Consider the following 24,500-nt stretch of genomic DNA (forward strand, 5'->3'; position numbering starts at 1 on the left):
CTCACGCAGCCGTTGAAAAAGCTTGAACGACTTGTCTTGCATTTCAGGAATGCGTGCAGATTATCAGAGACTTAACGCCCATGCGCCTCGGTCGCTGGGCCAAGGGCAGAGTTTCTACATGAACGGGAGCAATCATTTGGACAGCGTTGGGCGTGGCGAACGGTTAGGCCGGATTCTGTGCTTGATCCCGGCTTTGTACTTTTTTGCCACGGCGGCTTACGCTCTGGTCAACTTCGTCGAATACGCCGCCGGCACCGCGCGGTTGCTGCGCTATGTTCTGATTCCGGCTGCATTGGGCCTGTTTTTGGTGCTTGCTGCAGTGTTCACACGACGCGACACACGGCTGATGGTCGGGATTTGCATGTCCACCTTGTTGGCGACGCTATTTCTGTTCGAAGGCTATATCAGCGTCAAATCTCTACAAGGCGAATTGGGGTCGGTCGGCATTGTGAAGGACGATGTTGATCTGGCACCGTATCTGCAAAACCTGCCGCCCGCTGCGACGTTGAAAAGCGTCAATAACGCAGTCGAACTGAAACAGTTGAGCAAGGCGGTTTTGGCACCGCAGCCCAAGAACCAGATGTTTCTGTGTTCGCTGGATGGCCAGCCGGTCACGTATGAGCCCGACAGGTTAGGGTTCCGGAATCCCGACTCTGTCTATGATGGCGACATTGAGGTTTTGGTGCTGGGGGACTCGTTTGTTGAGGGGTTCTGCCTGCAAGACGGTGAACACCTTGCGGACCAGTTGCGCGCCTATTCCCCCAACTTGTTGAATCTGGGGCACCGCAGCGCCGGGCCCTTGTTCGAACTGGCGGTCTTGGGGCGCTATGGCCCGGCCTTTGAGCCGGATTTGACGATAATGGTGTTCTTTGCAGGCAATGACTGGCGAAACCTGAACCGCGAACTGACAATGCCGTGGCTTGCACAAGCTCTGGAAGACGGGGTGGATTTCGGGCCTGTCGCCAAATCGGATCAACAGATTGCAACGCTGACAGATCAGATTGATCAACAGTGGGGCAGCATGGACTTGTCCCTGAGCCACTATTTCCAATCCAGACGTGTTGTTCGAAACTTCCTCGCCTTGCAAAAAACGGCCAAGCTGTTGGGGCTTCACTACCCGCAGGCGGTCGCGCCACAACCCGAGTACAAGGATATTCTCAGCCTCGCTGAGGACATAGTGGCGCAATGGGGGGGCGAGCTTGTTATCGTCTTCGTGCCCCCGGTCGACCGTTTTAGTGGTTTGATATCGCAAGACTTCCTGCACGACCCGCTCAGAGACTTGGTTCAAAGCGCCGCCGACGAGGTTGGGCTGGCGGTGATCGACCTGACGGATCAGTTTGAAGCGCATCCCAGGCCCAAGGATTTGTACGCATCAGACGCGCATTTCAGCCCGGCCGGGGCGTCGCTGGCGGCCGGGGCCATCGCAGAAGGATTGCAGCAAAGGGGGTTTATGAACTGAGTCATTGGTGACGGTGCTGCTTATGGAAGCGCGCATACGATGTAAGGATTTGTAATTATTTTTAAATTTCTAGTCGATGTAAGTTCAAATAGATGAAGCTGACGATCAAAGTAGATTCGAAATGATTGAAGCTATTCCTTCAACAATAATCTGGAAACCGCACTTTCCGTCACAAACCAGTGGCAATCCAAGACTTCCCAGGCTCATTCTTTAGAATTGTGAACTACATCATTGTTCCGTTGTTTGATTTGTAGCAGGTATTTTTAATGAAAGTTGTTCATGTGATTACGGGCACCAATGTTGGGGGTGCCCAAATTATGTTGCAAAGATATTTAGCGGCGTTGGGATCTGACGCCCGCGATCATTCGGTGGTCTCGTTGATGGGTGACGGCGTTATTGCAGAGCCGATCCGCTCTTTGGGGGTCAATGTCACTTCGCTGAATTTGCGGGAAGGGCAGGTGACGCCGGGCTCGCTGGTGAACCTGCGGCGCGCAGTCAAGGAACACGCTCCGGACGTCGTGCATGGATGGATGTATCACGGATGCATGGCAGCCTGGGCGGCAATTGCCGGGCGCATCACTTCGAAACCCGGCCTTGTCTGGGCGGTGCACCATTCCTTGCAGGACATTCAGAACGAGAAACGCTCAAACCGCATTCTGATACGCGCGCTGGCCAAACTGTCAGGCTTTGCCGGGCAGATTACCTATTGTTCGGACGTATCGCGCAAACAGCACGAGGCTATTGGGTTCTCGGGCGCGAATTCGGCGCTTATCCCCAATGCGATCGACACCAATGTGTTTCGCCCGGACGATGCGGCGCGCAAGCGGCTTGAGGATCTGTGCGGCGTAAACGACGACCGGTTTTTTGTCGGCAATTTTGCCCGCAGCCATCCGATGAAGGATCATGTTTCGATGGTCAGGGCAACGGCAAAGCTGCTTGAATCGGGCTACGATGTGCATGCGGTAATCTTTGGGCAGGGCACCACGACAAGCCCTGCGGTGGCCGAGGCCAGTGCTTTGGGCATTAGCGACAGGGTCAGCGCATTCGAAGGCCGACCCGATGTGGAAAAACTGGTGCCGGGCCTCGATATTTTTCTGCTGTCTTCAGCCTGGGGCGAAGCCTTCCCACTGGCGGTGGCCGAGGCAATGGCATGCCAGGTTCCCTGCGTCGTAACGGATGTGGGTGACAGCGGCTTTCTTGTCGGCAACTCCGGGCTTGTCGTTCCACCGGCTGATCCGGACGCTCAGTCCGGGGCCGTGGCGCAACTTCTGGATGCGGGGCCGGGCAAGCGCGCGGAATTGGGCCAACTGGCCCGTGAAAGAATTAAGTCGGAATTTTCTGCCGAGAGGTATATACAGTTGCACGAGGATGCCTATCTTAAGGCGATGTATGTTAAGGCGTCGAGCAATAGTGGTTTGTCGAAGTCTGCCTAGGTTTGTGTGAACTCAGGCTGGCGGGCTCGGTTATTCGGCAAATGCACGTTCGAGCCCCGGAAGTTTTAAGAGTGAGTGTACCGCTATTGCGGTAAAAGGGTTTGAATATGACGGTTCAAGAGAGAATTGAACATACAGTTGTGTCGCAAAGTGAAGGTCGCGTCGGATTAGATGGCGTTTCGCACATTGTGCGAAGACATATGCCAATGATGCTGGCCATTGTTGCGGTGGTCGTCGGGATTACATTCCTGGCGGTTCGCCTGCTCGAGCCACGCTACCGCACAGTTTCAACCGTTGTCATGACGATGCTCGAGACCCGGGTCAGCGCGACCGAGGTTGAACTGGAAACCTTTGAACTGACCCGCGCGGTTATCGAAACCGAGATGGATATTCTGCGATCCCGCGAGTTTGCGGCAGATGTGGCAGAAGCAATGTCATTGTTCAATGATCCGACCTTTGTGCCATATGCAGACCCTGGAACGCCCGGCTCAACAGCAGATCGCAGAGAAAAGGTCATCGACAAAACGCTGGGGTCGTACAAGGTGGTTCGCCGGGGCGAAAGCCTGGCCATCGAGATTATCGCAACATCCAACGACCCGCTTCTGGCCGCCAAATTCTCGAACACCGTTGCCGAGACCTATATCCTGCGCTCAAAGCTGAAGCGGACCGAGTTGATTTCGGACTCCATCACCTTCCTGCGGACGCGGGTCAGTGAATTGGGCGAAGAACTCTCGCAATCCGAACTGCAACTGGCGGCGTTCATTCGGCAAAACAAACTGGATGATTTGACCCTGCCTGACAGGTTGCGTGCCGAGAACGACCGTCTGTCTTCGATCTATGATGCCGTCAAGGACGACGAGGCGCTGAAAGACGAATCCGACCGTGTGGCGAAGGAACTGGCCGAGATTCAGGTCGCCCTGCATGAACGCACACGCTCGGAACTGGCCTTGATGCGGATGGAACGGTCGATTGAACTGCTGCGCCTCAGGTATCAGAACTCAATCGAAAAGCTGAATGAGCTTGAGACACAGTTGGAGTTTGCCGGTCAAGGCGCGCGTCAGGTCTCATTCGCGCGCATTCCTGTTGAGCCGTATTGGCCAAACCCGCGTGTTGCGGTTGCGGTCAGCGGTGTTGCCGGTCTGGCCTTGGCCTTTATCGCAGCGCTGTTGCTGGAAGGTCTGAACTACCGTCTTTGGAGTGAACGCCAGACCGCCCGAATTTCCGGCCTTGCGAATTTTGGGTTCCTGCCAAGCATCAAGGAACGCACATTTTTCAGTCGCGAGAATACGTCGTCCTGGTTCCTCGAGGGCGATGCGACCCCGTCCTTCTTTCAGGCGCTGCGCGGGTTCCTGACGCTTTGGTTCAATCTGGTCACGGATGGCAAGATCGTCATGATTACATCCGGCCTTCCCGGCGAAGGTAAATCCACGGTCGCCGTTTCCATCGCTGCGGCCGCTGCAAAAGAGCAGATGAAAGTTCTGGTCCTTGATCTGGACAACCACAAAAGAGGCGCGACCAAGCTTGTTGGATCGGATGCCAAACCCGCAAGCGCCGCGGATGTTTTGGCAGACAAAGTTGTGCCTCAGCCGGTTGTCGTCAACGGCGAGACTGCGTTCCACCTTCTGTCGCTGCACATGCTGGACGATCAGTCTCCGGCCAATGCAAAAAGCACGCTCAAGCGCCTGAACACCAAGCTGCGCAAGCATTTCGATCTGGTGATCGTGGACACTCCGCCAACTCTGATCGTGCATGATGCGTGCCGGCTGGGCGACCTTGTCGACAAAACCCTGATCGTTGTGCGTTGGGGCAATACGAGCGAGGCCGTCCTGCGCGACACCGTGGACAAGCTGGAGCGTAACGGAATTGACGTCACGGGAACAATTATCAACGACGTGAACACCCGCAAGCACAGGAGATATGGTTATGGCGGTGGCGCCGACTATTATTCCTACAATAAGTCAGGCTACTACTAAGCTGATTGCGCGCGCGTCGACCGTCATTGCCCTGAGCGTTGCTTTGTTTTTGGCGCAAGATGTCGCGGCAGAGTCTGCCTTTCCGGGTGCCGTAGGCTATGGCGCTGGTGCTGTCGGGTGGAAGGGCGGCAGTGTTCTGACTGTGACCAACCTAAACGACAGTGGTCCGGGGTCGCTTCGGGAATGTGCCGAAGGCAACGGCCCCCCGCGCGTATGTGTCTTTGCGCTTAGCGGGACAATCGACCTGAAGAACGCGATTTGGGTTGGACCAAACACCTATATCGCCGGACAGACTGCGCCCGGGGATGGCATACAGCTGCGGATTGTCGAAGGGAAAGTCGGCACGCTGATATTGAAGAACGTGAACGATGTCGTGGTGCGCTTTCTGAAGGCGCGTCCCGGGGTGACGGATGAACAGTCATCGGTTGTGGATGCGGTAACGGTCGAAAACGGTCAGCGCGTCTATCTTGGCAACCTGTCCCTGGCGTTCGCCTCGGACGAGACCGTCAACATTCACGTATCGAACGCGACCGCGCAGGACATAACACTGGCGGACAGTATTGTTGCGCTTAGCCTGGATCGTTCGAACCATCCCAAAGGGCGTCACTCCAAAGGGGCGCTGATCTGCTCGGACGAAGGCCCCACGAATGCGTGCGGCCGGATCTCGTTGATCCGAAATCTGTTTGCGCATCACCGTGACCGGCAGCCGGACATCAAGGCAACTGATATTGGCCCGGTCGAGGTCATCAACAACGTTTTCTACAATCCAATCAGCCAGTTTGGCGAGTTCTACGACCTGATGGGCGACGCTTCTATCGCCTATATCGGGAACGTCGCCCTGACCGGCCCCGATACCATCCGCAAAACGCCCGAAGCCGTTCAGGTGTTCGAGTGGGAGGATGACTATGCAGTTACCCTCTGGGCCGAAGGCAACATTGCAGACACGCCCGACGGCTGCCGCGCACGCCGGTTCGAGGTTTTGGACGCGGTCGCCATACAGCGACAGGTTTCGCCCGGAGGCTGGCAATTGGCGACAGACCCCATCCCCGCCGCCGAGGCGCTTGAACGGGTGCTAAGCCATTCCGGTGATCAGATCGAAGGGCGCCGCGAACCAGACTCGCTGGATGCGGCTGTCATCGGGGATGTTCGAAACTGCACCGGTCAGATCATCGACAAGGTCGAGCAAGTTGGCGGCTGGCCTGATATTACATCGACCAATCTGGTCGCCGACAGCGATCTGGACGGTTTGCCCGATGCTTGGGAAGAAACCCGCGATGGGCTGGATCCCAACCGCATTGATGATCCGTGGGCTTTGGATCCGCAAACGGGGTTGAGCCATGTTGAAACATGGCTTGCCATCATGGCCGGAGACCTGTCTTGACTGCGCGCCTGTCATCCGGGCTTCGCGATGAGCCGTTGAAAAAGCGCCTTCTGCGCAATCTCAAGTGGATTTTCTCGGCACAGGTTGCGGTTGCTCTGCTTGGAATGGTCTATCTTGCCTTTGGCGCGCGCGCATTGGGTGCGGCAGGGCTGGGGCTGATTGCTGTTCTGGAGGCCTACAGCCGAATTATGGCCCGGTTGCTGCATCTGGAGCCGTGGCAGGCCGTCATTCGACATGCCAGTACGGCGTTGGAAAACGATGAGGTGGATCGCTTCGGACGGCTGATCGGCCTGTCCGTGCTCGTGGACTTGGCTGGCGGAGTGCTGGCGGCCACCGTGGCATTTCTTCTCGCGCCCATTTTGGCACCATTGCTTGGACTGGAAGACACCTATTTCTGGCTGTTACCGGTCGGGGCGGCAGCCTGTGTCCTGTCGCTGCGGGCGACAGGTATTTCACTGCTTCGCATCTATGACCGCTTTGACATTCTGGCCAAACTGGACAGTGCAACAGCGGCGTTTCGGGCGTTTCTGGCAATCATGGCCTGGGTATTGGACTTAGGTCTTGTGGGGTTTGCCGCGATTTTCGTTCTCATAAGTCTGCTGGACGGCACATTGGCCTATCTGGTGGGCCTGACCCAGATGCGAAAACGCGGACATCGGTTGCAGTTTGGCGGTATCCGGGAAACGCTGGCCGAGAATCCGGGGTTCCTGCGGTTTATGTGGAACAGCAACCTCTCGGTCATTTTACGCCAAACCTCGCAACGGTTGGACGTCATTATTCTTGCCGCAATGGTTCCGGCAACTGCGGTTGGCTACTACCATATCGCGCGGCGCTGCGGAGATGCGGCACTGCGACTGGGTCGCCCGCTCAGCCAAACGATCTACCCGGAATTCACGCGGCTTTCGGCACGCGGACAAGTCGCGAAGCTGGGGAAAATCCTGCGCAACATAAGCGCCGGATTTGCGGTGGTGCTGGTGCTGGTGCTGACACCGGTCATCTGGCAGCTGGATAAGATCATTCTTGCGTTCTTCGGGCCGGAATTCGGCCCTGCAGTTCCTGTTGTTGCAATTCAGGCTGTGGCCGTTGGGTTCTATCTGTTTGGCTGCATCGTCAACCCCGCGCTGCTGAGCCTGGAACAGGACCGCGCGATGGTCAGGATCGGTGCCCTAATTACCGGGCTGTTTTTTGTCCTGATATACCCGATGGTCACAACTTTCGGGGTAGCCGGGGCTGCTGCGTCGCACTTGATTTGTAACGCCATTTGGTTGGTTTTGTGTAGTATCGTGTTGAAACGGGCTGTCAGTGCAGCCGTCAACAAGGGGGTGCCTCGTGAAAGCTGACGCTTTGCACCAACCCGTCAAACCGGCTCAACACAGCGGTTTTCAGGTGCCGGATGTCTTCGGTTTCAGACGCGCCGGTTTGACAGGGCTGGAAGGGTTCTTTCTGTTCCTTGTGGTTGCTTTGGCACCCATCAATTACCTGCGCTTGCAAGCGGTCTATTTCACAGCCTCTGACGCCTGCGCGGTGATCGCCGTTATTGTTCTGGTGTCTCAGCAACGTCTGCCTCTCAACTACTTTGGCCGCGCCAGTGGCATGTGGTATCTGTCCTTTTTCCTTTTCGCCGGGGGGCTGACTATAAGCTCGCTGGTAAACGGCAATCCGGTCGAACTGGTCACCGTGGTATCGCAGTATTTCTTTTCGCTGATGCTGCTACCCTTGTTGCTGGGGGCACGAAGCTACCCGCAGGTGATCGCATTGCTGCGGGTGCTGATCGTGTCCATCACCTTTGTGATGGTATTCGGCGCCTATATCGTTCACTTCGTCGAAGACGCGGGGCCGCGCCTGCTGTCTTACAACGGCAGGATGCGATCTCTGATCGAGCGTGAAAACGAATGTGCCACACTGGCCGCGATCGCGATCATCCTTACGTTGGGCTTGTACTATCTGAAAGAAATCAAGGCCATCTGGTTGGTCATATGTCTGCCGGCGCTCTATTACGGGGTCATTCTGACCGGATCGAACAGTGGCCTGCTGATCAGCACGCTTGGCACCATCATCATCGTTTTCCTATGCGGAACGAGGCGCAGCATTGTGATCACCCTGGTCGGGTTCCTGATCGCCCTGTTCTCGATGCTTGAATTTGGCCAGTATTTCCTGCCCGAAGTGTTTCAGGACCGGGTCCTTGGCGCGTTGGTTGATGGCGACATCAGCGAAGCCGGCACATTCGATGGCCGGTATTTCTTGATCCAAGAGGCATTGCATGTCGCGCAGGATACTCTGTTCCTAGGGCTGGGTGCCGAACAATACCGTACCGTCAGCGACCATGGCGCACCGGTTCACAGCATGTATCTTCTTGCGTTGACCGAGGGTGGGTTGATCTCGCTCCTCGGGCTTGTCGGCTTTATCCTGACAGGTATCTATCTTGCATGGCTGGCATTTGCATCCAACGGGTCCCGCAACGTACCCGCGATCACACTGACCATCCTGATGGTCTACAGCGTCATGCTGAACATGTTTCCGGCCTTTTATCCCCGGTTCTGGAATGTTCCTCTGATCCTTGCACTATCGCTAAGCGCATCGTGCATGGCCGAGTTCAGAACCGGTCTGGCCAATCACCAAAACAATACTGCAACACCGCGTACCGGGAGGATCACGCATTGAAATTCATAAGACTTATTTTGTGCTGCGCCCTGATGTCGATGGGCTACGTCCCGGCAGTTGCGCATGCTGAAAGCTATGAGCTTCTTGAACATGACCGCCTGTTGCTGCGCGCGATGCGCTGGGATCCTGTCGTGTCGTCATTTGTTCAATGGGACGGGGTCTCGGGCGAATACAAAATCGGCCCGGACGGAACCCTGATGGTGCCGCTGGCGGGACAGATTCAAGCCAGTGGGAACACGCTGGAGTCCTTGTCCAAACTGATCGAAACGCGTTTGCGGCGGCAGGTGGGACTTGCTGAACCGCCACATGTCGCGATTGAGGTGATCGACCATCTGCCCGTCTATGTTCTGGGCGATGTCACGGCCCCCGGTGCCTATCCGTTCCGGCCCGGTTTGACGGCACAGCAGGCTTTGGCCCTGGCTGGCGGCCCCTTGCGACCGCCATTGCAGCTGGGGTCCGGGAATGACTTCCAAACTCTCAGCCTGGGCGGCGAGATCCGTTTGCTGACCACGCAAATCGCAGCTTTGGAGAACGAGCGCGAGCGTCTTACGACCGATCTCGATGCCCTTTCTTCCGAGGATCAGGATGCAACCGCCGAGATTGGCGGGCTGGAAGGTCAAATCCTTGCAGCCACCCAGACGGCCCGCAGCGGGCAGGGGGTCAGCCTTCGCGAATTGCAGGAGGTTCAGGAGCAGCAGATCAAAAGCCTGGAAGAACAGCTGAAGCTGCGCGAAGAACAGATCGAGTTTACGCGGAAAGATCTGGAAAGTGTGAATGAACTGAAGGAACGGGGGCTGGCGGTCAACGCGCGAGTTACGGCGCTGAATATCTCGCTCAGCAACCTGATATCCGAGCGGCTCAATCTGGAGATTGCGTTGCTGAATGCCAAGCAACAGCTCAACCGCGCGCAACGGGACGAATTGGCTCTGGTAGATACGGCCAGATCACAGGCCCTGACCCGTCTTAATCAGGTTGAACAAGAATTGCTCACGTTGCGCACGCGGCTTGCGACGGCACAGACCCTACATAATGAGGTGGTCGCGGCGGGTCTTGCAACTGATGCCGAGCCGGTGGGCGAAACCGTTATTGAATACAGTGTAACCAGAGAATCCAAGCTGTTGTCCGACGCATTTGATGCTGTTGGCGCATTGCTTCCCGGCGACACATTGGTCGTTAGCCGGACCGTTATTTTATCACCAAACACTGAATAGTCAGGAATGTTGTTATGCCAAATCCCATCCGGGTGTTCTTTCCCTATGTCGGCGGGGATCAGATCGGGGGCAGTCATATCTCATCGCTGAGCCTTGTGGCGGCCCTTGATCGCGCGCGGTTTGAACCCATCATTGCCTTGCATCGCGAAGCCGGTGATCTAGGGGAATATATCTCGTCCCTTGGGCTGGATTATCAGTTGATCACCGAGCCCGGCATTATTGCACCGTCTTACAGCCGCTCGGACAGTGACGCCTCACTTCCGAAATATCTGACCCGCTCGGTGCCCCGCTTTGTTCGAATTCTGAAACAGCTTAACATCGACATCGTCACCACAAATGACGGGCGCATGCATGCCAACTGGGCGCTTCCGGCGCGTTTGGCGGGGACCCGGTTTGTCTGGTATCATCGTCAGGGGCCTGATGCCTCGGGCATCAACAAGATTGCGCCGATCTTTGCCAACAAGATCCTCTCGGTTTCCGAATTTGCCCGCCCCATAAAACCGATCCGGCCAATAGATGACCGGTTCGAAGTTGTGCGCAGCCCGTTCGATTTTTCCAGCGATCCGCCCGAACATTCGACCTGTCACGCAGCGTTGTGCACGGAATTGGGCCTGCCCGAGAATGCGGTCTTGCTGGGGTATTTTGGCCTGCTCAACACAAGAAAACGGCCAGATCACTTCGTCCGCGCAGTGGCAGAGATTTCTGCCGCCATTCCGGACCGCCCCGTGCACGGGGTGGTGTTTGGTCAGGAAGAGACAGCCGATATAGGTTTGGCAGACACATGCCGGGATTTGGCGCGCACGTTGGGCATTACCGAACAAATCCACCTGATGGGTCACAGGTCGCCCATTGCTGAGGCCATGGCAGGTGTCGACGCGCTGTTGGTCACGGCACTGGACGAACCCTTTGGCCGCACATTGATCGAAGCCATGCATCTGGGAACACCAGTTGTGGCGACCAACCATGGCGGCAATCCCGAGGCGATCGAAAACGGTCGCAGCGGGTTTTTGGTGGATCCCTATGACCCGTCCGCATTTGTTGACCCCGTACGACAGCTTCTGGAGTCGCCGGACCTGAAAAAGTCAGTGACGGCGGCGGCACGAGATAACGTGCACCAAAGCATGAGCCGCGATGTGCATGTCGCTCGGGTCAGTTCAATTTATGAAAGCATTGTGAAGCGAAGGGGCCTGATTAATGCCGCTTGAAAGACAAATGGATTTTCTGATCATCGGTGCCGCAAAATGCGCGACGACCTGGTTGCAGATGTCGCTGATGGAGACGCAGGAAATTTTCATGCCGGATCCGGAACTGCACTATTTTTCTCGTGAATATGAACGCGGGCCTGACTGGTACAGCAGCTATTTTGAGGCCGCTGGCGGAGCTCAGCTGGTTGGTGAGAAATCGAACTCTTATATGACGGCACCCAAGGCGGCCGAGCGGATCAAACGCGATTGTCCGGGTGTGCGGCTGATCGTTCAGATGCGCGATCCTGTGCAACGTGCCTATTCGGACTATTGCATGCTGTTTCGCCGGGGTGAGGTGAATGACGACATCTACGCTCATCTGGACCCGGACCGCGCCGCCGATCAACGGTTTTTGAATGACGGGCTATATGCCTTCCACCTGCGGCGCTTTTACGATCTGTTTCCGGCAGATCACGTTTTGCTGCTGGCTTACGAAGACGTCCGGACCGCTGCGCAAGAGCAGTTGGCCAAGGTCAGCGGCCATATCGGATTTGCGGGCACGCTGAACCCTCCGCTGCAGACGCGCGTGAAGGACAAGGAAATCCCGTTGGTTCCGCGCGGGTTGCGCCGGGTGCTTGGCCCAATAAGGCCGTTGCTGGATCCTGTCCGAAATACCTGGCCGGTGCAGGCCGTGCGCAATGCTGTGGCGCGGAAAGTGGAATACCCCCCATTGCCGGCCGATCTGTCCCGGAAAATGGCAGAGTTTTTTGCCAAAGACGCGGATGAGCTGAATGGATATATGCCGGGAATATCGCGGCAATGGACCAGCCTGCAGGAGTTTGTGAAAAGCGACGAGCCAGCGGTTCGCTCCGGTTCCCCTGACCCTTCGGTTGCTTAACAGGCTCTACGCCTCGTTTGCTGCCATTTGGATCGACAGTCCTGATGGCGGCAAACTTTCGTGTTCGCTCATCAGCCCCATTTTTTGCAACAGGATCGTGTTGACCCGCGCGACATCGAACTCATTTTCCGCCCGATGACGCGCCTCACGACCCATAGTCGCAATCAGGCCTTGGTCTTCGACAAAACGCTGCATCGCGTCAGCAAGTTTCTGAGAGTTCCGCATCGGAACAATGAAGCCGGTTTGCCCGTCAGACACCGCATCTTCGCAACCCGGCGCATCGGTAGTTATGACCGCGCGCCCGGTTGACATCGCCTCGAGGATCGAACGCGGAATACCTTCGCGATACGCCGTCGGCAGCACAAAGATCGAGCAATCCCGCAGATAGGGGCGAACGTCATCCGTTTCCCCCAGATATTCGATATCGCCGTCCTTTTGCCATTGGGACAATTGCTCGGCACTGACCGAATTGGGGTTGTCGTCCAGCGGGCCCAAAAGCTGACACCGCGCATCCGGGTATTTCTGCCGCAGCATCCGGGCGGCCTCGACATATTCGAAAACGCCTTTGTACCGCAGCAGGCGCGCAACCATTAGAAAGACGGGCGGGCCGCTGGGTGGTTCAGAATGCTGGTAATGTTCCAGATTGACGCCCGAGCCGGGAATCTGAAGCATGGGAACGTCAGACGAGATCAGGCGTCGGGATCGGAACTCTGCCGCATCGACAGAGTTGTAGACAAAAACCTCATCCACGTCTTTCAGCGAAATGCGGTACAGGGCGACGGACAGTTTGCGCAACAGATTTCGGAAGAACGATTGATCGTCTTCCGAGAACACATATCCAAGCCCGGTACACATCGCATAGTTTTGCGGCACACCGGTCAGCCGCGCGGCAAGCCCGCTGAAGATCATCGGTTTCATGGTGTACGAGACCACCATGTCCGGCCGTTCGTCCCGGCAGATCCGGATCAGGGACCGAAGCGACGACAGATCCTGAAACGGGTTCAACCCGGCCCGTGACAAGGGAAATTGTCGGAACTCAATTCCCAGATCGGCCAAAGTAGCTTCGGTTTTGGGGTGCCGTTCCGGGCCGCAGGCAATAACATCTGCGCGCTGGGACAGTTCCTTGAGAATGTCATAGCGGAAGTTGGTCAGTGACGTCGTCAGGCTGCCGACGAACACGATTTTGGGTTTTCTTGTATGTGAATGCGGGCCCGCTGACGGATCACAACCCGAACCGGGCGAGAGGTTAGAAAAATCACTCATCAACAAATGTTCACACTAAGATCTGACGTTAATTTTATGCTGGTTTAGGCTGTCTTTCATGTCAAGCGAACCAAGTATAGGGCCGAGTTCACAGTTAGGCGAACATCGCGAAAAAAGGCAGAGCACGAACAGATCGCAGCCCGCGTCAAGCTTTTGGATCGCGTCGATTTCTTGTTCAAAAACAGAGCGATGGGAATATGACCAGAGCAGGCGAAAATCAGCTGAACTTGGATCAGTATCGATTTGACGGTTCACGCGATTGTTAAGTCTTCGGAGACAGCGCCGCGCCTTCTTCGGATTGTTGAAACGGTGCCGCCCGATTTGCGAACATTGTCCTGCTATTCCCACTTGGATGATTTAAGACTTGGCGTTTATGCTGCACGCAGGCAATTCTATTAGCCGTTGTGTAACGTATGGCGTTTGAAGTTGGGAAAGCCTTCGGTCGTCCCGGGTCTTTCAGTTTCATAGGAAGAGTAATGAGTCAGATTTGGCCAGTTTTTGATGAAGAACAGATCTCCGCGGTTGAACGGGTTCTGCGGTCCGGGCGCGTCAATGCGTGGACGGGACCGGATGTAAACGCCTTCGAGCAAGAGTATCGCGCCTACACCGGTTCAGCCCATGCGATTGCCATGGCGAATGGCACCGTGACGTTGGACGCAGCCTTGCAGGTGCTTGACTTGCAGCCGGGCGACGAAGTCATTGTGACACCCCGCAGCTTTATCGCCTCGGTCAGCACCGTGCTGATGGCCGGCGCCACACCGGTTTTTGCGGATGTGGATCGCGACACTCAGAACCTCTCGCCCGAGACGACTGCAGCGGTACTGACGGAAAAGACACGCGGCATCATATTGGTCCACCTTGCGGGTTGGCCTGCGGATATGCCCGCAATCATGGAGCTTGCGAAAGCCCACAACCTGTGGGTGATCGAGGATTGCGCGCAGGCGCATGGCGCGATGATCCGGGACCGTCACGTCGGAACATACGGCACGTTTGGGTCTTTTTCCTTCTGTCAGGACAAGATCATTTCGACCGGGGGTGAAGGCGGTCTGCTGGTCACGGATAACGATGATCTGTGGTCCCGCGCCTGGAGCTATAAGGACCACGGCAAAAGCTATGATCAAGTCCATCGCAAGGACCATCCTCCCGGCTTCCGTTGGCTGCACAGCGCCGAACCGGGGACAAATTTGCGGATGACCGGAATGTCGGCGGCCATAGGCCGGGTGCAGTTGAAAAGGTTGGACGGCTGGCGCCAGCACAGGACGGAAAACGCAACGATTCTGGCAAACGCTTTGACGGCCTGTCCGGCGTTTCGTGTGCCGATGCCCCCGGAGGATCTGACGCATGCCTACTATCGGTTTTACGCGTTTGTCGAACCTCAGGCCCTGAGCGCCAGCTGGAGCCGCGACAGAATAATCGCAGAAGTGTCAGAGGCCGGGTTCCCCATATTCAGCGGAAGCTGTTCAGAGATTTACCGGGAAGGCGTTTTCGAAAGATACAACTTGACGCCTGAAAAGCCGCTACCTGTGGCACAGGAACTGGGACAGACCAGTCTGGCGTTTCTGGTGGATCCGACCTGGTCGCCGGATCGAACCCACCAATTGGCGGAAACCGTGGTGAAGATCGGCAATGCGGCGTTACGGCAAAGCGTGAACGCTTAGGTCACGGACCGAACCAGAACAAACCCCTCGGCGGCGTGGCGATGTACGGTCGCGCCGCGCAAGGTCGCCAATGCTCTCAAACTGGCCACGGAACGCTCATGCGGCGGCTGTTTGACCTGACTGGCAAAGCACTGGAATGCATCAAGCTTGCGCTCCAGCGTGTCCGATATGTCTACAAAAACGTTGGGAACAAAGGGTGGTGTCAGGTAGGGCGCGTTCCAGTTGGTTTCGGACAGCGTCTCATATGCTGCAATGGTCGCCGGATACGCGGATTGATACGGGCGGCTTGCAACCAGGGTCGACAGGAATGTCAGTTGGTGGTCCAAGTGAATGTCACCCGGATGCGGAGCCAGAACAAGTGAGGGGTCGAGATTGCGAATGAGCTCTCCCAGCCCCGCATTCAATGCACCATGCGGATGCTCGGCCAGTTCTGCTGCGGGGAAGTCCATCCAGTGGGTCTGGGTCACGCCCAGCACATTATGGGCGGCGCGCGCCTCGGCACGCACGCCTGCGATTTGTTCTTCGCTAAAGCGGGGGGGTTGGCCCTTGGTGACGATGGCAACATGAACGGCGCGGCCCTCATCGGCCAGCCGGGCAATGGTACCGCCCGCGCCCAGCACCTCGTCATCGGGGTGGGGGGCGACGACCAGAACGGGCCCTTGGTCTGCGGTTGAAAATCCAGGGAAACTCATACTTTAAATCCAAGTTTTGAATGAAGGGCAGGGGGTGTCTCGGCACCCGACCAGCCGGTTATGTCCAGACACTGACCATCGCCGCAATAGACGGTGAACACATGCCCATCGACAGCCTGAACCTGCCCGGGCAGGCCGATATAATACCCTTTACGGGGTGAAAAGCGGGCTTCGGTAATGACCAGTTCAGTATCGTCCGAGCCATGCGTGAACGCCCCCGGATAGGGGGGACCAACGGCCCGAATCAAACGATGGATTTCTGCGGCGGGTTGGGTCCAGTCGATCCGGCCATCTTCAGGGCGGCGACGGGCGCAGATACTGATCCCTGTTTCGGGTTGAGGGGCTGCCGGAACATCCCCTTCCTCTATTTGAGCCAACAACTTTGGCAGCAATTCTGTCAGGGCTTGCAGGGCGCGGTCATAAAGCTCGCGCGCGGTGACCGTGTCCGGGTCCACGGCATACCGGGCCTGGGCTGCAATCGGGCCATCATCGGCCCCTTCGCCCAACCAGAACAGCGAGGCACCAACATCGCGTTCCCCCAGCAAGACGGTCCACGGAATGACACCCCGTCCCCGCAAACGCGGCAGGGCGGAGGGGTGAAAGCCCACGCACCCAATCTTGGCCAAAGCGCGAAATTCCGGCCCACAGAGCTGCGACCAGCCGATAACCAGAATCAAATCGGGGTTCACCGCGCGGATTGCGTTCAGGGTTCCGGCAGAATCGCTTTTGGCGGTGTAGTGAACCGGAATGTCATAGCGCTCGGCCACCGGGGTCAGGTCCGCGAAATCGGAATGCCGATGCGCCAGTTCGCGCGGCAGTGTCACCACCATTTCCGGCACAAAGCCGGTTGCGCAAATTGCTGACAAGGCGACGTGGGATCCTTCGACCGCACCAACAAAAACAGTTTTCATGCGGTCGTCTCCTTCAATTCAAAGGACGTACTGGCGTTGACCCAGGATTCGGCAGCCTGAATTCGGTCAGGGCGGCGATGTTCGCCCCGGATCGCCACACGGATTGTTTCGGCCATGATCTGAAGGTCCAACGCAAAAGATCGGTGGGCGACATACCACAAATCAAGCTGCAGTTTTTCCTGATTGGACAGTGTTGTATTGCCGCTTACCTGCGCCCATCCGGTCAGCCCCGGTCTTTGGGTGCACCGCATCTGCCCGGCTTCGCCAAAGGCTTGGATCGTTTCCGGCAGCAACGGGCGCGGGCCCACAAGGGCCATATCGCCGCGCAGGATCATCAACAGCTGCGGCGCCTCATCCAGCCGCAAGCGCCGCAACATGGCCGTCGCACGGGTTTGCCGCTCGCTGTCGGGCAGCAGATTACCTGCCGAGTCGCGGTCGTCTGTCATTGTCCTGAGTTTGTAGATGCTAAAAACCCCGCCCGACTTACCGGCGCGTGTTTGCTTGAAAAACAAGGGAAAGCCCAGATTCATCATAACGATCAGGCAGGCAATGACGAAGAACGGTGCAGCCAGCAAAGCAGCCAGAATGCAAACGAAGACTTCGAAAACTCTATTCACGACCAAGCTCACTGTTTCACTACGGCGGAACGCCTAAATAACTAGCACACGGATCAATTTAATTTAAACGTCGACCTTCACAGCGGTTTCGTCCAAAAAAGTGACTCGAACTGCGTGTTACCTTGTCCGCAAAGTAGAAGGCCTTGCAAGGTTCTCGTGAATTCAAGGCGTGGAAATTTTCAGTCTGGCCAGCGCAGAGTGAAAGACACCGAGTTTGCCCGAGGACATTACATCTTTCGCAAGAGACAATTAAGTTGTTGACAATATTTAATAAAATCACAGTTGCCGCGGGGAGAGATTCCCGTAAACCTTTGGCCGCCGAGTCGCCCAGTGGCCTAAAAAAGTGACACATGGCACCCCTGTTTCCGAAAAGGAAACGGACCCGTCCAAGCATCAAAACTGTTCTCGGCTTTTTTGAGTAAATCATATTCAAAAAACGCTCTTTGAATGACCAAAAATCAGACATAAAAGTTTTCTTTACCAGTGTTTTACAACAAATTTTCGGGGTCAGACCCCCTCACGGGTCCTTGTGTGAAAAAATTACTTTTTGTTCCGCCTTGCCCTGTGGTAACGTCAGAGCATAGTTAGAACCAGAGATGGTTGTTTGTAAGCCGATTGTCGGCAGCTGCGAGTGAGATGGTTAATCAAGCCTGGGCGAGGTTTTTAAGGCGCACAGGTGGAGGGGGTAAGACAGTACGATTCATAAAATCGACCAGCTGGCGTTTAGTCGGTTGTTTTTTTTGAGTTCTATGTCTGCGGTGCGAAAATTGCGCCGATACCAATATCCGTCAAACCAGCAGTGAGAGGTATGTAGCAGCGCGGGAGCGTTCGTATGAGTGACTTCGATTATGTTTCTTCCGGGGCTGGGTCTCAGGGAAATAAATTTAAGGAAAGTGGGGGATTGCTGTCGGGGTTCCAGTCTTGGCAGTCTCAAATCTTCAACGAACTAAGAGCAAATCACCGGCTTGTCATAGGTGACCTTGTCGCGTCTGCATTTGCGGTGATTGTCGCGCTGAACCTGGCCGGTGGCGGGTCCATCGCTGAAAATCTGGTTCCGGCAACCGGACCGTTGGCCATTCTGTCATGTATTATTGGCTTGGTGGTTTTCCCCTTGGCCGGTGTCTACCGTCGTCATGCGCGCTCGACCTCGCTTCGGGATATTGTGCTGATCATGCGTGGCGCGGGGCTGGCGGCGTGTTGTCTTGCGGCGATTGGGTCGATCCTGACCGTCACAGCAAGCGTTCCGTTTGCGGTTTACGTCATTCAGTTTGGTGTCATGATCCTGTGCTTCAGCGCATTGCGGGTTGTCGCGCGCAGCCGCGAGCTGACACGGCAAAACGCCAGCCTGATGGCCCATTGCCAGGCGCAAACGAAAGTGCCGGTTCTTCTGGTCGGAACGGGCGCTGCGTGCGACTTGTTTGTTCGGTCCCTGCGCAACACCGACTCCAAATTCCAGCCGGTTGGCATTATCGATGACGCCCGCAACACACAGGGCCTGTATTTCCACGATGTGCAGATCATTGGCACCTTGCTGGACTCTGAGAAAGTCATCGAGAAACTCGAATCCTGGAACAATCTGCCCCGTCGCCTGTTTCTGACCGAGCCCGTGACGCATTTCGAAAGCGACGGCATTCGCCGGATCACACGTTGGTGCGAAGCCAACGGGATTTCCGTTTCGCGCGTTCCCGGGTTGGAAGATCACGACACCGGAAAGGGTCAGGATGTTGACCCCGAAGAAATCCTGGATCGTCCGCAAAAAGAAGTCGAACGGTCGATGCTGCGCGAGATGTTCAAGGGCCGTCGCGTTCTGGTGACGGGCGCGGGGGGATCGATTGGCAGCGAACTCAGCCGCCAGATCGCTTCGTTTGATCCGGCCGAGCTGGTCATGATCGATAACTGCGAATTCAACGCCTACTCGATCGACATGGATCTGTCGCAGAACTTCGCCGACGTTCCGCGCCGGATGTATGTCGCCAGCATTCGCGACAAAACCCGTGTGAACGCAATCTTCGAACGGCACCGCCCGGAACTGGTGTTCAACGCCGCCGCGCTGAAACATGTGCCGATGGTCGAGTTGAACCCCTGCGAAGGTGTTCTGACGAACGTGATCGGCACGCGCAATGTGGCCGACGCAGCCCGCAATGTTGGCGCGATTGCCATGGTTCAGGTCTCGACTGACAAGGCGGTCAACACGACCAATGTCATGGGTGCGACGAAACGGGTGGCTGAATTCTATGTTCAGGCGCAGGACAGAATTACCAATGAGACGGAAGAACAATCCCGGTTCTTCTCGGTCCGGTTTGGCAACGTTCTGGGGTCGTCCGGCTCGCTCATCCCGCTGTTCCAGCGGCAAATCTCGAACGGTGGGCCGCTGACGGTCACGGACAAGCGCATGGAGAGATACTTCATGACCATCCGCGAAGCCGTGCAGTTGACTCTGGTCGCGGCTGCCAGTGGCCTGAAACAAGACACAAGCCATGGCGAGATCTTTGTTCTGGATATGGGTCGCCCGGTAAAAATCGTTGATCTGGCCGAGCGGATGATCCGTTTGGCAGGCCTGAAGCCGTATGAGGACATCGACATCAAGTTCATCGGTGCCCGTCCGGGTGAAAAACTGTTCGAAGAACTGTTTGACGCGTCCGAACAGCGCCATGACAGCGGTATTACGGGTGTCGGTTCGGCGCGCCCGGAAGGTGTTCCGGCTGCGAGACTGCGGGCCATGATCCGCAAGCTGGAAGCGGCGGCAATCGAATGTGACGAGCTGACCGCCAAACGGCTTCTGAAAGAGCTTGTGCCGGGTTATGGCGTGAACGGGCTGCGCCCGATTGACGTCTCGGACCTGAAAAACAAGCCGGCCCGTGTATCTGTTGCACCTGCTGTCGCTGGTCTGAAAGGGAAGGCGCCTCTGCCTCAAACTGGGGAATTTGCTACTACGGGCAGCTGATTGGCTGCCCGGTTTTTTGTTCTCGTCATAGTTTTGACGAATATTGGTTAAATGGTTTGAATACGTTGTTTAGTGATCGTAGCAAAACTGCAGGATCCTATCTGAGTCCAGTGGAGTCACCGCCGGAAATGCGATCCAGGCTCATACGGTTCTTGGGAAGCGGTGTGGTAAACACAGCGTTCGGGTACCTTGTGTTCGCCGCGCTGGTTGTTCTGAACGTCCCGGCCCAGCTTGCGCTATTGCTGCAGTTCACCCTGTGTGTCTTGTGGAATTTCCGCATTCACAAACGCTATGTCTTTGGTGTGCAGGGATATGGACGTCTGCCCTATTATGCCTCTTCTTATGTTCTGATATACTTTGTGAACGCAGTGTTGCTGCACTGGCTGATGCAAGCTGGACTTGACGCCTATCTGGCTCAGGCAATCGCGTTGGGTCCGATTGTGGTGATGTCCTACCTCTTGATCTCATGGGCGCTGCAGGTCCGAGCTTTCGGAGAAGACCCGTCATGAGCGATCTTCAATACGAGACCTCTGGTGCAAGGGTTGCCCCTTCACGGCTGAACTTTTGGCGCCTGCTGCTGAACCTGGTTACGATCTCTGGCTTGGTGTTTCTGCTGGTCTCAGTGTTTGGTCGTTTGATGAGCTACGGGCTGCGTAGGGACGAGCTGATGTTTGTCCCCCCAAGCAGCCTGATGCAGGATCAAAGCCTGTATTCCGATTTTTTCTACAACCATGTGCCGTACTCAGCCTGGTATTTTCTTGGGTTCAACACCCTGTTCGAAGGGTTTGGCCTTTTGGGTTCGGCTCGGTTCGGGGTGTTTGCCGCGTGGCTGTTGCTGTTGGTCGCCACGGGATGGCTGACCTACCGTTTGACCAGATCAGGATTTCTGGCGACGTTTTCGCTGGTTGCTCTGCTCACAAGTGAATCGTTCCTGACCGAGGCCGGGATGGCCGCAACCAACAACCTTCTGCCATTGCCCTTTGCGGTCTTGGGTATTGGGCTTTTTGTTTGCGAAACGCTGGAAACCGAACTCAGACCGTGGCGCTTGGTGTTGGCTGGCGTCCTGTTGTCGATTGCCGCCGGCATGAAGGTCAGCGCGGTGATGTTCATTCCGCCGATCGCAATCGCCGCGTTCTTTCTGCCCGCAGGTTTCACGTTCAGCGAACGTCTGAAGCGCGTTGTTCTGCCGTTGTTGGTTGGCGGATTGCTGGGGGCTGTGCCGTTGTTTTGGTACCTGCTGTCCGATCCTCAACTGTTCATCGCGCATGTCCTGAAGTTTCACACAGGCCCCCATATCGCGTATTGGGAGGCCAACGCCGCGTCCGAGCCGGAACTGGCGCTTGGGTTGTCAAGCAAGCTTCAACTTGCCTATTCCGCATGGCTGTCGGGGTCATCCCTTGTCCTGACTTTGGTGCTGCTCACTTTGGTATTGATGGTGGCAAGCCTGAGGGTGTCCTCGGGGGCGCTGGCAAATTCCGGGATTGGACAGGCCATTGTTGTTCTGGCCATCATGTGCCTTACGGCGGTGTTTGCATTTGTACCGACGCCGGGCTTTCCGCAATATTATGTCCAGCCGATCGTGTGCATTCCGATCCTGTTGGCGCTGATTTACCGCCTTTTGCCCGCCGCCAGCCGTCAGCAAGTCGTTCCAATGATCAGGGCGGGCATCCTTGTGATGCTGGTGCTGGGATTGCCGCGTCTTGGGTTGGGGATGCTCGCGGCCACAAACCCAAGCAAATTTACACCCCAGAAATTCGTTGAAGGCGGAGCCGCCCTGCAACAAGCCATCGCGCAAAGCGGTCAACCCGAAGGGCCTGTGGCAACATTGGTGCCGCTATACCCGCTGGAAGCGGATCTGCCTGTCTATCCTGAATTCGCGACCGGTCCATTTGCGTATCGCATCGCGCAATTTACGCCAACCGAGTTGGCGCAGCACTACCAGATTGTTGGTGACGACCAGATTGAAGATTTGTTCAACGAAACCCCGCCTGCCGCTTTCGTTTTAGGATACGATTCAACGCTGGAAGCATCATTGTTGCAGTACGCGTTGACGAATGGGTACCAAAAGGCCGAAATCGCGGGTCTTGATAATCGCTACGGCCAAGGTGTGGTATACTTGAAGCCGAAGGAGGCGGGTCAATGAGCGCGAAAGGCTCGATTCGTTTCCCACGAAGTGACGATGTAACCGACGCGTCGGGCATCCTTCTGGGTGGTTCTCGATTTTTTGAGTTGATTTTAACAAGGAAGGAAAAACGATGAAAACGGTGCTTCTGGCTGGTGGACTGGGCTCACGTCTGGCCGAAGAGACGGTTTCGATCCCGAAACCCATGGTCGAGGTAGGCGGTCGTCCTATCATCGCGCGGGTCATGGATATTTACAGTCATTTCGGCCACAAGGATTTTGTGGTTGCAGCGGGCTACAAAGCGTTGCTGCTGAAACAGTTTTTCGCAAATTACCATCTTATCGCAAACAACATCTCGGTCGCTCTGGATACCGGAGAGCTCAAGCTTGTGCCCTCGGCCCCCGGCGGCTGGAACGTGTCGGTTGTCGACACGGGTGCGCACACAATGACAAGCGGTCGAATTCGCCGACTGAAAGAGTGGCTGGACCCGAATGAGCCGTTCATGTGCACCTATTCCGACGGGCTGGGCAATATCGACATCAATGCGCTGATCGATTTCCACAAAAGCCACGGGAAACTGGCGACTGTGACGGCCGTTCAACCTCCGGCGCGTTTTGGCAACATCGAAATCAAAGGCGACCGGGTCGAGGCGTTCACCGAAAAGGTGCGCAAGCGCGATACCTGGATCAATGGCGGCTACTTTGTCTTCGAACCCGGCGTTCTGGACTACATGGTCGACGACAATGAACCGCTGGAAATGACGCCGCTGACCCAGATGGCCCGCGACGGAGAGTTGATGGCCTTCCGCCATGACGGGTTCTGGCATCCGATGGACACCATTCGCGACCGGAACACGCTGAACGCCTTGTGCGACGATGAACTGCCGCCCTGGATGAATTTCAGCGACGAGGGCGACGAAAGCTATCCTGCACTGGCGATTTGAGATCGGAACATGACGGACCAAGTCGATCCTCAGTTTGACGCCGCTTTTGCCGGGCGGCGGGTTCTTGTAACCGGGCATTCCGGTTTCAAGGGCGGGTGGATTTGCGCCTGGCTCAGAAAGCTGGGGGCAGACGTCGTCGGACTGTCCCTGCCGCCTGAGCCGGGGCCGGGGTTCTTTGACCTGTGCAAGGTCGACGGTTTCACCGACAGTCGGTTTGCCGATATCCGCGATGCGGCAGCGGTTGACAAAGCGCTTGCGGATGTAGATGCCGATCTGGTTATTCACATGGCCGCGCAACCTTTGGTTCGCCGGTCTTACCGAAGCCCGGCGGAAACATTTGCCACCAACGTCTCGGGCACGGCGCATGTTCTGGATGCCGCGCTGCGGATGAAATCCTTGCAGGCGGTTGTCGTTGTCACCAGTGACAAATGCTATGACAACAAGGAATGGGTTTGGGGGTATCGCGAAAACGATCCCATGGGCGGCAAAGACCCCTATAGCGCCTCCAAGGGCTGTACCGAGCTGTTGGCGCAGTCTTACGCGCATTCCTTCTTTGCCGACCCAGACGGCCCGCGTCTGGCCACCGTGCGGGCAGGCAATGTGTTTGGCGGCGGGGACTGGAGCGAGGATCGTTTGATCCCCGACATCATCCGCGCCACGGCAGAGAACACGCCGGTTCATATTCGCAACCCCAACAGCATCAGACCCTGGCAACATGTGCTTGAGCCGTTGTCAGGCTATCTGGCCCTGGCGGCACGGCTGCTGGGGTCCGGTCAGGATTTTGCGGGCGCGTGGAACTTCGGGCCGGATGTATCCGGCACAGTGAATGTCCGTAGCCTGTCGCAGATAATGACTGAGACCTGGGGGGACGGCGCGCCCAAGTTTACCTTTGGCACCCCGCCGGATGATTTGCACGAAGCCGGGCTGCTTCGGCTGGACAGCACCAAGGCCCAGTCACAGTTGGGCTGGCGGCCACAACTGAACCTGTCCGAAGCCATTCGAATGACGGTTGAATGGTACAAGGCTCAGCTTTCGGGCGAGGATATGGTGCATCTGACAGATGCGCAGATCGATCACTACAGCAATTTGATGTCGTCGCAGCGGTACGCGCAACCGCCGCTTGCGGCCCAGTAGCAGTTTTCTAAGGAGA

At 56.5% G+C, this 24,500-nt stretch carries 19 protein-coding genes; 15 read left to right on the forward strand and 4 right to left on the reverse strand.

Translation table 11 applies throughout. The features are described 5' to 3' along the window. Positions 1-118: 118 nt before the first annotated feature. The 9 genes from ACR0KJ_RS11210 (at position 119) to ACR0KJ_RS11250 (ending at position 12,200) form a co-directional block, all read left to right on the forward strand. Positions 119-1,459: an SGNH/GDSL hydrolase family protein gene (locus ACR0KJ_RS11210; protein WP_480626699.1), complete on the forward strand. Its 1,341-nt coding sequence runs from the start codon at positions 119-121 to the stop codon at positions 1,457-1,459. Positions 1,460-1,725: 266 nt separating this feature from the next. Beyond that, on the forward strand, positions 1,726-2,892 hold the full coding sequence (locus tag ACR0KJ_RS11215; protein ID WP_480626700.1) for a glycosyltransferase: 1,167 nt from the start codon (positions 1,726-1,728) through the stop codon (positions 2,890-2,892). Between the two features lie 206 nt (positions 2,893-3,098). Beyond that, positions 3,099-4,865, forward strand: a complete 1,767-nt coding sequence (locus ACR0KJ_RS11220; RefSeq protein WP_170453782.1) for a polysaccharide biosynthesis tyrosine autokinase — start codon at positions 3,099-3,101, stop codon at positions 4,863-4,865. Continuing rightward, a complete protein-coding gene (locus ACR0KJ_RS11225) occupies positions 4,816-6,246 on the forward strand; it encodes a pectate lyase family protein (RefSeq protein ID WP_480626701.1) in 1,431 nt (476 codons plus the stop codon). Before ACR0KJ_RS11220 ends, ACR0KJ_RS11225 begins: the two co-directional genes overlap by 50 nt. Continuing rightward, the gene (locus ACR0KJ_RS11230) at positions 6,243-7,586 is read left to right on the forward strand and encodes a lipopolysaccharide biosynthesis protein (protein ID WP_170453780.1); all 1,344 of its coding nucleotides are present in this window, start codon (positions 6,243-6,245) and stop codon (positions 7,584-7,586) included. The genes ACR0KJ_RS11225 and ACR0KJ_RS11230 overlap by 4 nt, the downstream gene beginning before the upstream one ends. Next, entirely contained in the window at positions 7,576-8,907 is a 1,332-nt protein-coding gene (locus ACR0KJ_RS11235; protein WP_480626702.1) for an O-antigen ligase family protein, read from the forward strand. Before ACR0KJ_RS11230 ends, ACR0KJ_RS11235 begins: the two co-directional genes overlap by 11 nt. Beyond that, entirely contained in the window at positions 8,904-10,118 is a 1,215-nt protein-coding gene (locus ACR0KJ_RS11240; RefSeq protein WP_480626703.1) for a polysaccharide biosynthesis/export family protein, read from the forward strand. The genes ACR0KJ_RS11235 and ACR0KJ_RS11240 overlap by 4 nt, the downstream gene beginning before the upstream one ends. Before the next feature lie 14 nt (positions 10,119-10,132). After that, positions 10,133-11,323 (forward strand): glycosyltransferase family 4 protein, encoded by a 1,191-nt coding sequence (locus ACR0KJ_RS11245; protein ID WP_170453777.1) that lies wholly within the window; start codon positions 10,133-10,135, stop codon positions 11,321-11,323. 7 nt (positions 11,324-11,330) lie between these two features. Further along, entirely contained in the window at positions 11,331-12,200 is an 870-nt protein-coding gene (locus ACR0KJ_RS11250; RefSeq protein ID WP_480626704.1) for a sulfotransferase family protein, read from the forward strand. A 6-nt stretch (positions 12,201-12,206) separates the two neighbouring features. Here the strand turns inward: ACR0KJ_RS11250 and ACR0KJ_RS11255 are convergent, their stop codons facing one another. Then, entirely contained in the window at positions 12,207-13,463 is a 1,257-nt protein-coding gene (locus ACR0KJ_RS11255; RefSeq protein ID WP_480626705.1) for a glycosyltransferase family 4 protein, read from the reverse strand. Positions 13,464-13,939: 476 nt separating this feature from the next. Between ACR0KJ_RS11255 and ACR0KJ_RS11260 the strand changes: the two genes are divergently transcribed. Then, positions 13,940-15,121: a DegT/DnrJ/EryC1/StrS family aminotransferase gene (locus ACR0KJ_RS11260; RefSeq protein ID WP_480626706.1), complete on the forward strand. Its 1,182-nt coding sequence runs from the start codon at positions 13,940-13,942 to the stop codon at positions 15,119-15,121. Here the strand turns inward: ACR0KJ_RS11260 and ACR0KJ_RS11265 are convergent. Genes ACR0KJ_RS11265 through ACR0KJ_RS11275 form a run of 3 tightly spaced genes read right to left on the reverse strand, consistent with a single transcriptional unit; the run spans position 15,118 to position 17,341 of the window. Further along, positions 15,118-15,813, reverse strand: a complete 696-nt coding sequence (locus tag ACR0KJ_RS11265) for a PIG-L deacetylase family protein (protein ID WP_480626707.1) — start codon at positions 15,811-15,813, stop codon at positions 15,118-15,120. The genes ACR0KJ_RS11260 and ACR0KJ_RS11265 overlap by 4 nt on opposite strands. Continuing rightward, entirely contained in the window at positions 15,810-16,724 is a 915-nt protein-coding gene (locus ACR0KJ_RS11270; RefSeq protein ID WP_480626708.1) for a methionyl-tRNA formyltransferase, read from the reverse strand. Before ACR0KJ_RS11270 ends, ACR0KJ_RS11265 begins: the two co-directional genes overlap by 4 nt. Further along, positions 16,721-17,341 carry a sugar transferase gene (locus ACR0KJ_RS11275; protein WP_480626709.1) on the reverse strand — a complete coding sequence of 207 codons (621 nt, stop codon included), beginning with the start codon at positions 17,339-17,341 and terminating at the stop codon, positions 16,721-16,723. Before ACR0KJ_RS11275 ends, ACR0KJ_RS11270 begins: the two co-directional genes overlap by 4 nt. Positions 17,342-18,341: 1,000 nt before the next feature. On the opposite strand from ACR0KJ_RS11275, the gene ACR0KJ_RS11280 reads away from it, so the two are divergent. From ACR0KJ_RS11280 to rfbG, 5 genes are all read left to right on the forward strand, one after another. Beyond that, positions 18,342-20,285, forward strand: a complete 1,944-nt coding sequence (locus ACR0KJ_RS11280) for a polysaccharide biosynthesis protein (RefSeq protein ID WP_480626710.1) — start codon at positions 18,342-18,344, stop codon at positions 20,283-20,285. A 128-nt stretch (positions 20,286-20,413) separates the two neighbouring features. Then, positions 20,414-20,794, forward strand: a complete 381-nt coding sequence (locus tag ACR0KJ_RS11285) for a GtrA family protein (RefSeq protein WP_480584606.1) — start codon at positions 20,414-20,416, stop codon at positions 20,792-20,794. Further along, positions 20,791-22,428, forward strand: coding sequence for a hypothetical protein (locus ACR0KJ_RS11290; protein ID WP_480626711.1), 1,638 nt, complete (start codon positions 20,791-20,793; stop codon positions 22,426-22,428). The genes ACR0KJ_RS11285 and ACR0KJ_RS11290 overlap by 4 nt, the downstream gene beginning before the upstream one ends. Before the next feature lie 112 nt (positions 22,429-22,540). Next, positions 22,541-23,350 carry a glucose-1-phosphate cytidylyltransferase gene (gene rfbF, locus ACR0KJ_RS11295; protein WP_170453768.1) on the forward strand — a complete coding sequence of 270 codons (810 nt, stop codon included), beginning with the start codon at positions 22,541-22,543 and terminating at the stop codon, positions 23,348-23,350. A gap of 9 nt (positions 23,351-23,359) precedes the next feature. Further along, the gene (gene rfbG / locus ACR0KJ_RS11300) at positions 23,360-24,484 is read left to right on the forward strand and encodes a CDP-glucose 4,6-dehydratase (RefSeq protein ID WP_480626712.1); all 1,125 of its coding nucleotides are present in this window, start codon (positions 23,360-23,362) and stop codon (positions 24,482-24,484) included. Positions 24,485-24,500: the final 16 nt, after the last annotated feature.

The organism is Ruegeria sp. AD6 (assembly GCF_056542325.1).

Bases quoted from the DNA above. Each gene is read 5' to 3' on its own strand.
- rfbF (WP_170453768.1), top strand. From the start codon at position 22,541: ATGAAAACGGTGCTTCTGGCTGGTGGACTGGGCTCACGTCTGGCCGAA.
- rfbG (WP_480626712.1), top strand. From the start codon at position 23,360: ATGACGGACCAAGTCGATCCTCAGTTTGACGCCGCTTTTGCCGGGCGG.
- ACR0KJ_RS11265 (WP_480626707.1), bottom strand. From the start codon at position 15,813: ATGAGTTTCCCTGGATTTTCAACCGCAGACCAAGGGCCCGTTCTGGTC.
- ACR0KJ_RS11250 (WP_480626704.1), top strand. From the start codon at position 11,331: ATGGATTTTCTGATCATCGGTGCCGCAAAATGCGCGACGACCTGGTTG.
- ACR0KJ_RS11245 (WP_170453777.1), top strand. From the start codon at position 10,133: ATGCCAAATCCCATCCGGGTGTTCTTTCCCTATGTCGGCGGGGATCAG.
- ACR0KJ_RS11260 (WP_480626706.1), top strand. From the start codon at position 13,940: ATGAGTCAGATTTGGCCAGTTTTTGATGAAGAACAGATCTCCGCGGTT.
- ACR0KJ_RS11285 (WP_480584606.1), top strand. From the start codon at position 20,414: ATGCGATCCAGGCTCATACGGTTCTTGGGAAGCGGTGTGGTAAACACA.
- ACR0KJ_RS11225 (WP_480626701.1), top strand. From the start codon at position 4,816: ATGGCGGTGGCGCCGACTATTATTCCTACAATAAGTCAGGCTACTACT.
- ACR0KJ_RS11290 (WP_480626711.1), top strand. From the start codon at position 20,791: ATGAGCGATCTTCAATACGAGACCTCTGGTGCAAGGGTTGCCCCTTCA.
- ACR0KJ_RS11215 (WP_480626700.1), top strand. From the start codon at position 1,726: ATGAAAGTTGTTCATGTGATTACGGGCACCAATGTTGGGGGTGCCCAA.
- ACR0KJ_RS11270 (WP_480626708.1), bottom strand. From the start codon at position 16,724: ATGAAAACTGTTTTTGTTGGTGCGGTCGAAGGATCCCACGTCGCCTTG.
- ACR0KJ_RS11255 (WP_480626705.1), bottom strand. From the start codon at position 13,463: ATGAGTGATTTTTCTAACCTCTCGCCCGGTTCGGGTTGTGATCCGTCA.
- ACR0KJ_RS11210 (WP_480626699.1), top strand. From the start codon at position 119: ATGAACGGGAGCAATCATTTGGACAGCGTTGGGCGTGGCGAACGGTTA.
- ACR0KJ_RS11220 (WP_170453782.1), top strand. From the start codon at position 3,099: ATGATGCTGGCCATTGTTGCGGTGGTCGTCGGGATTACATTCCTGGCG.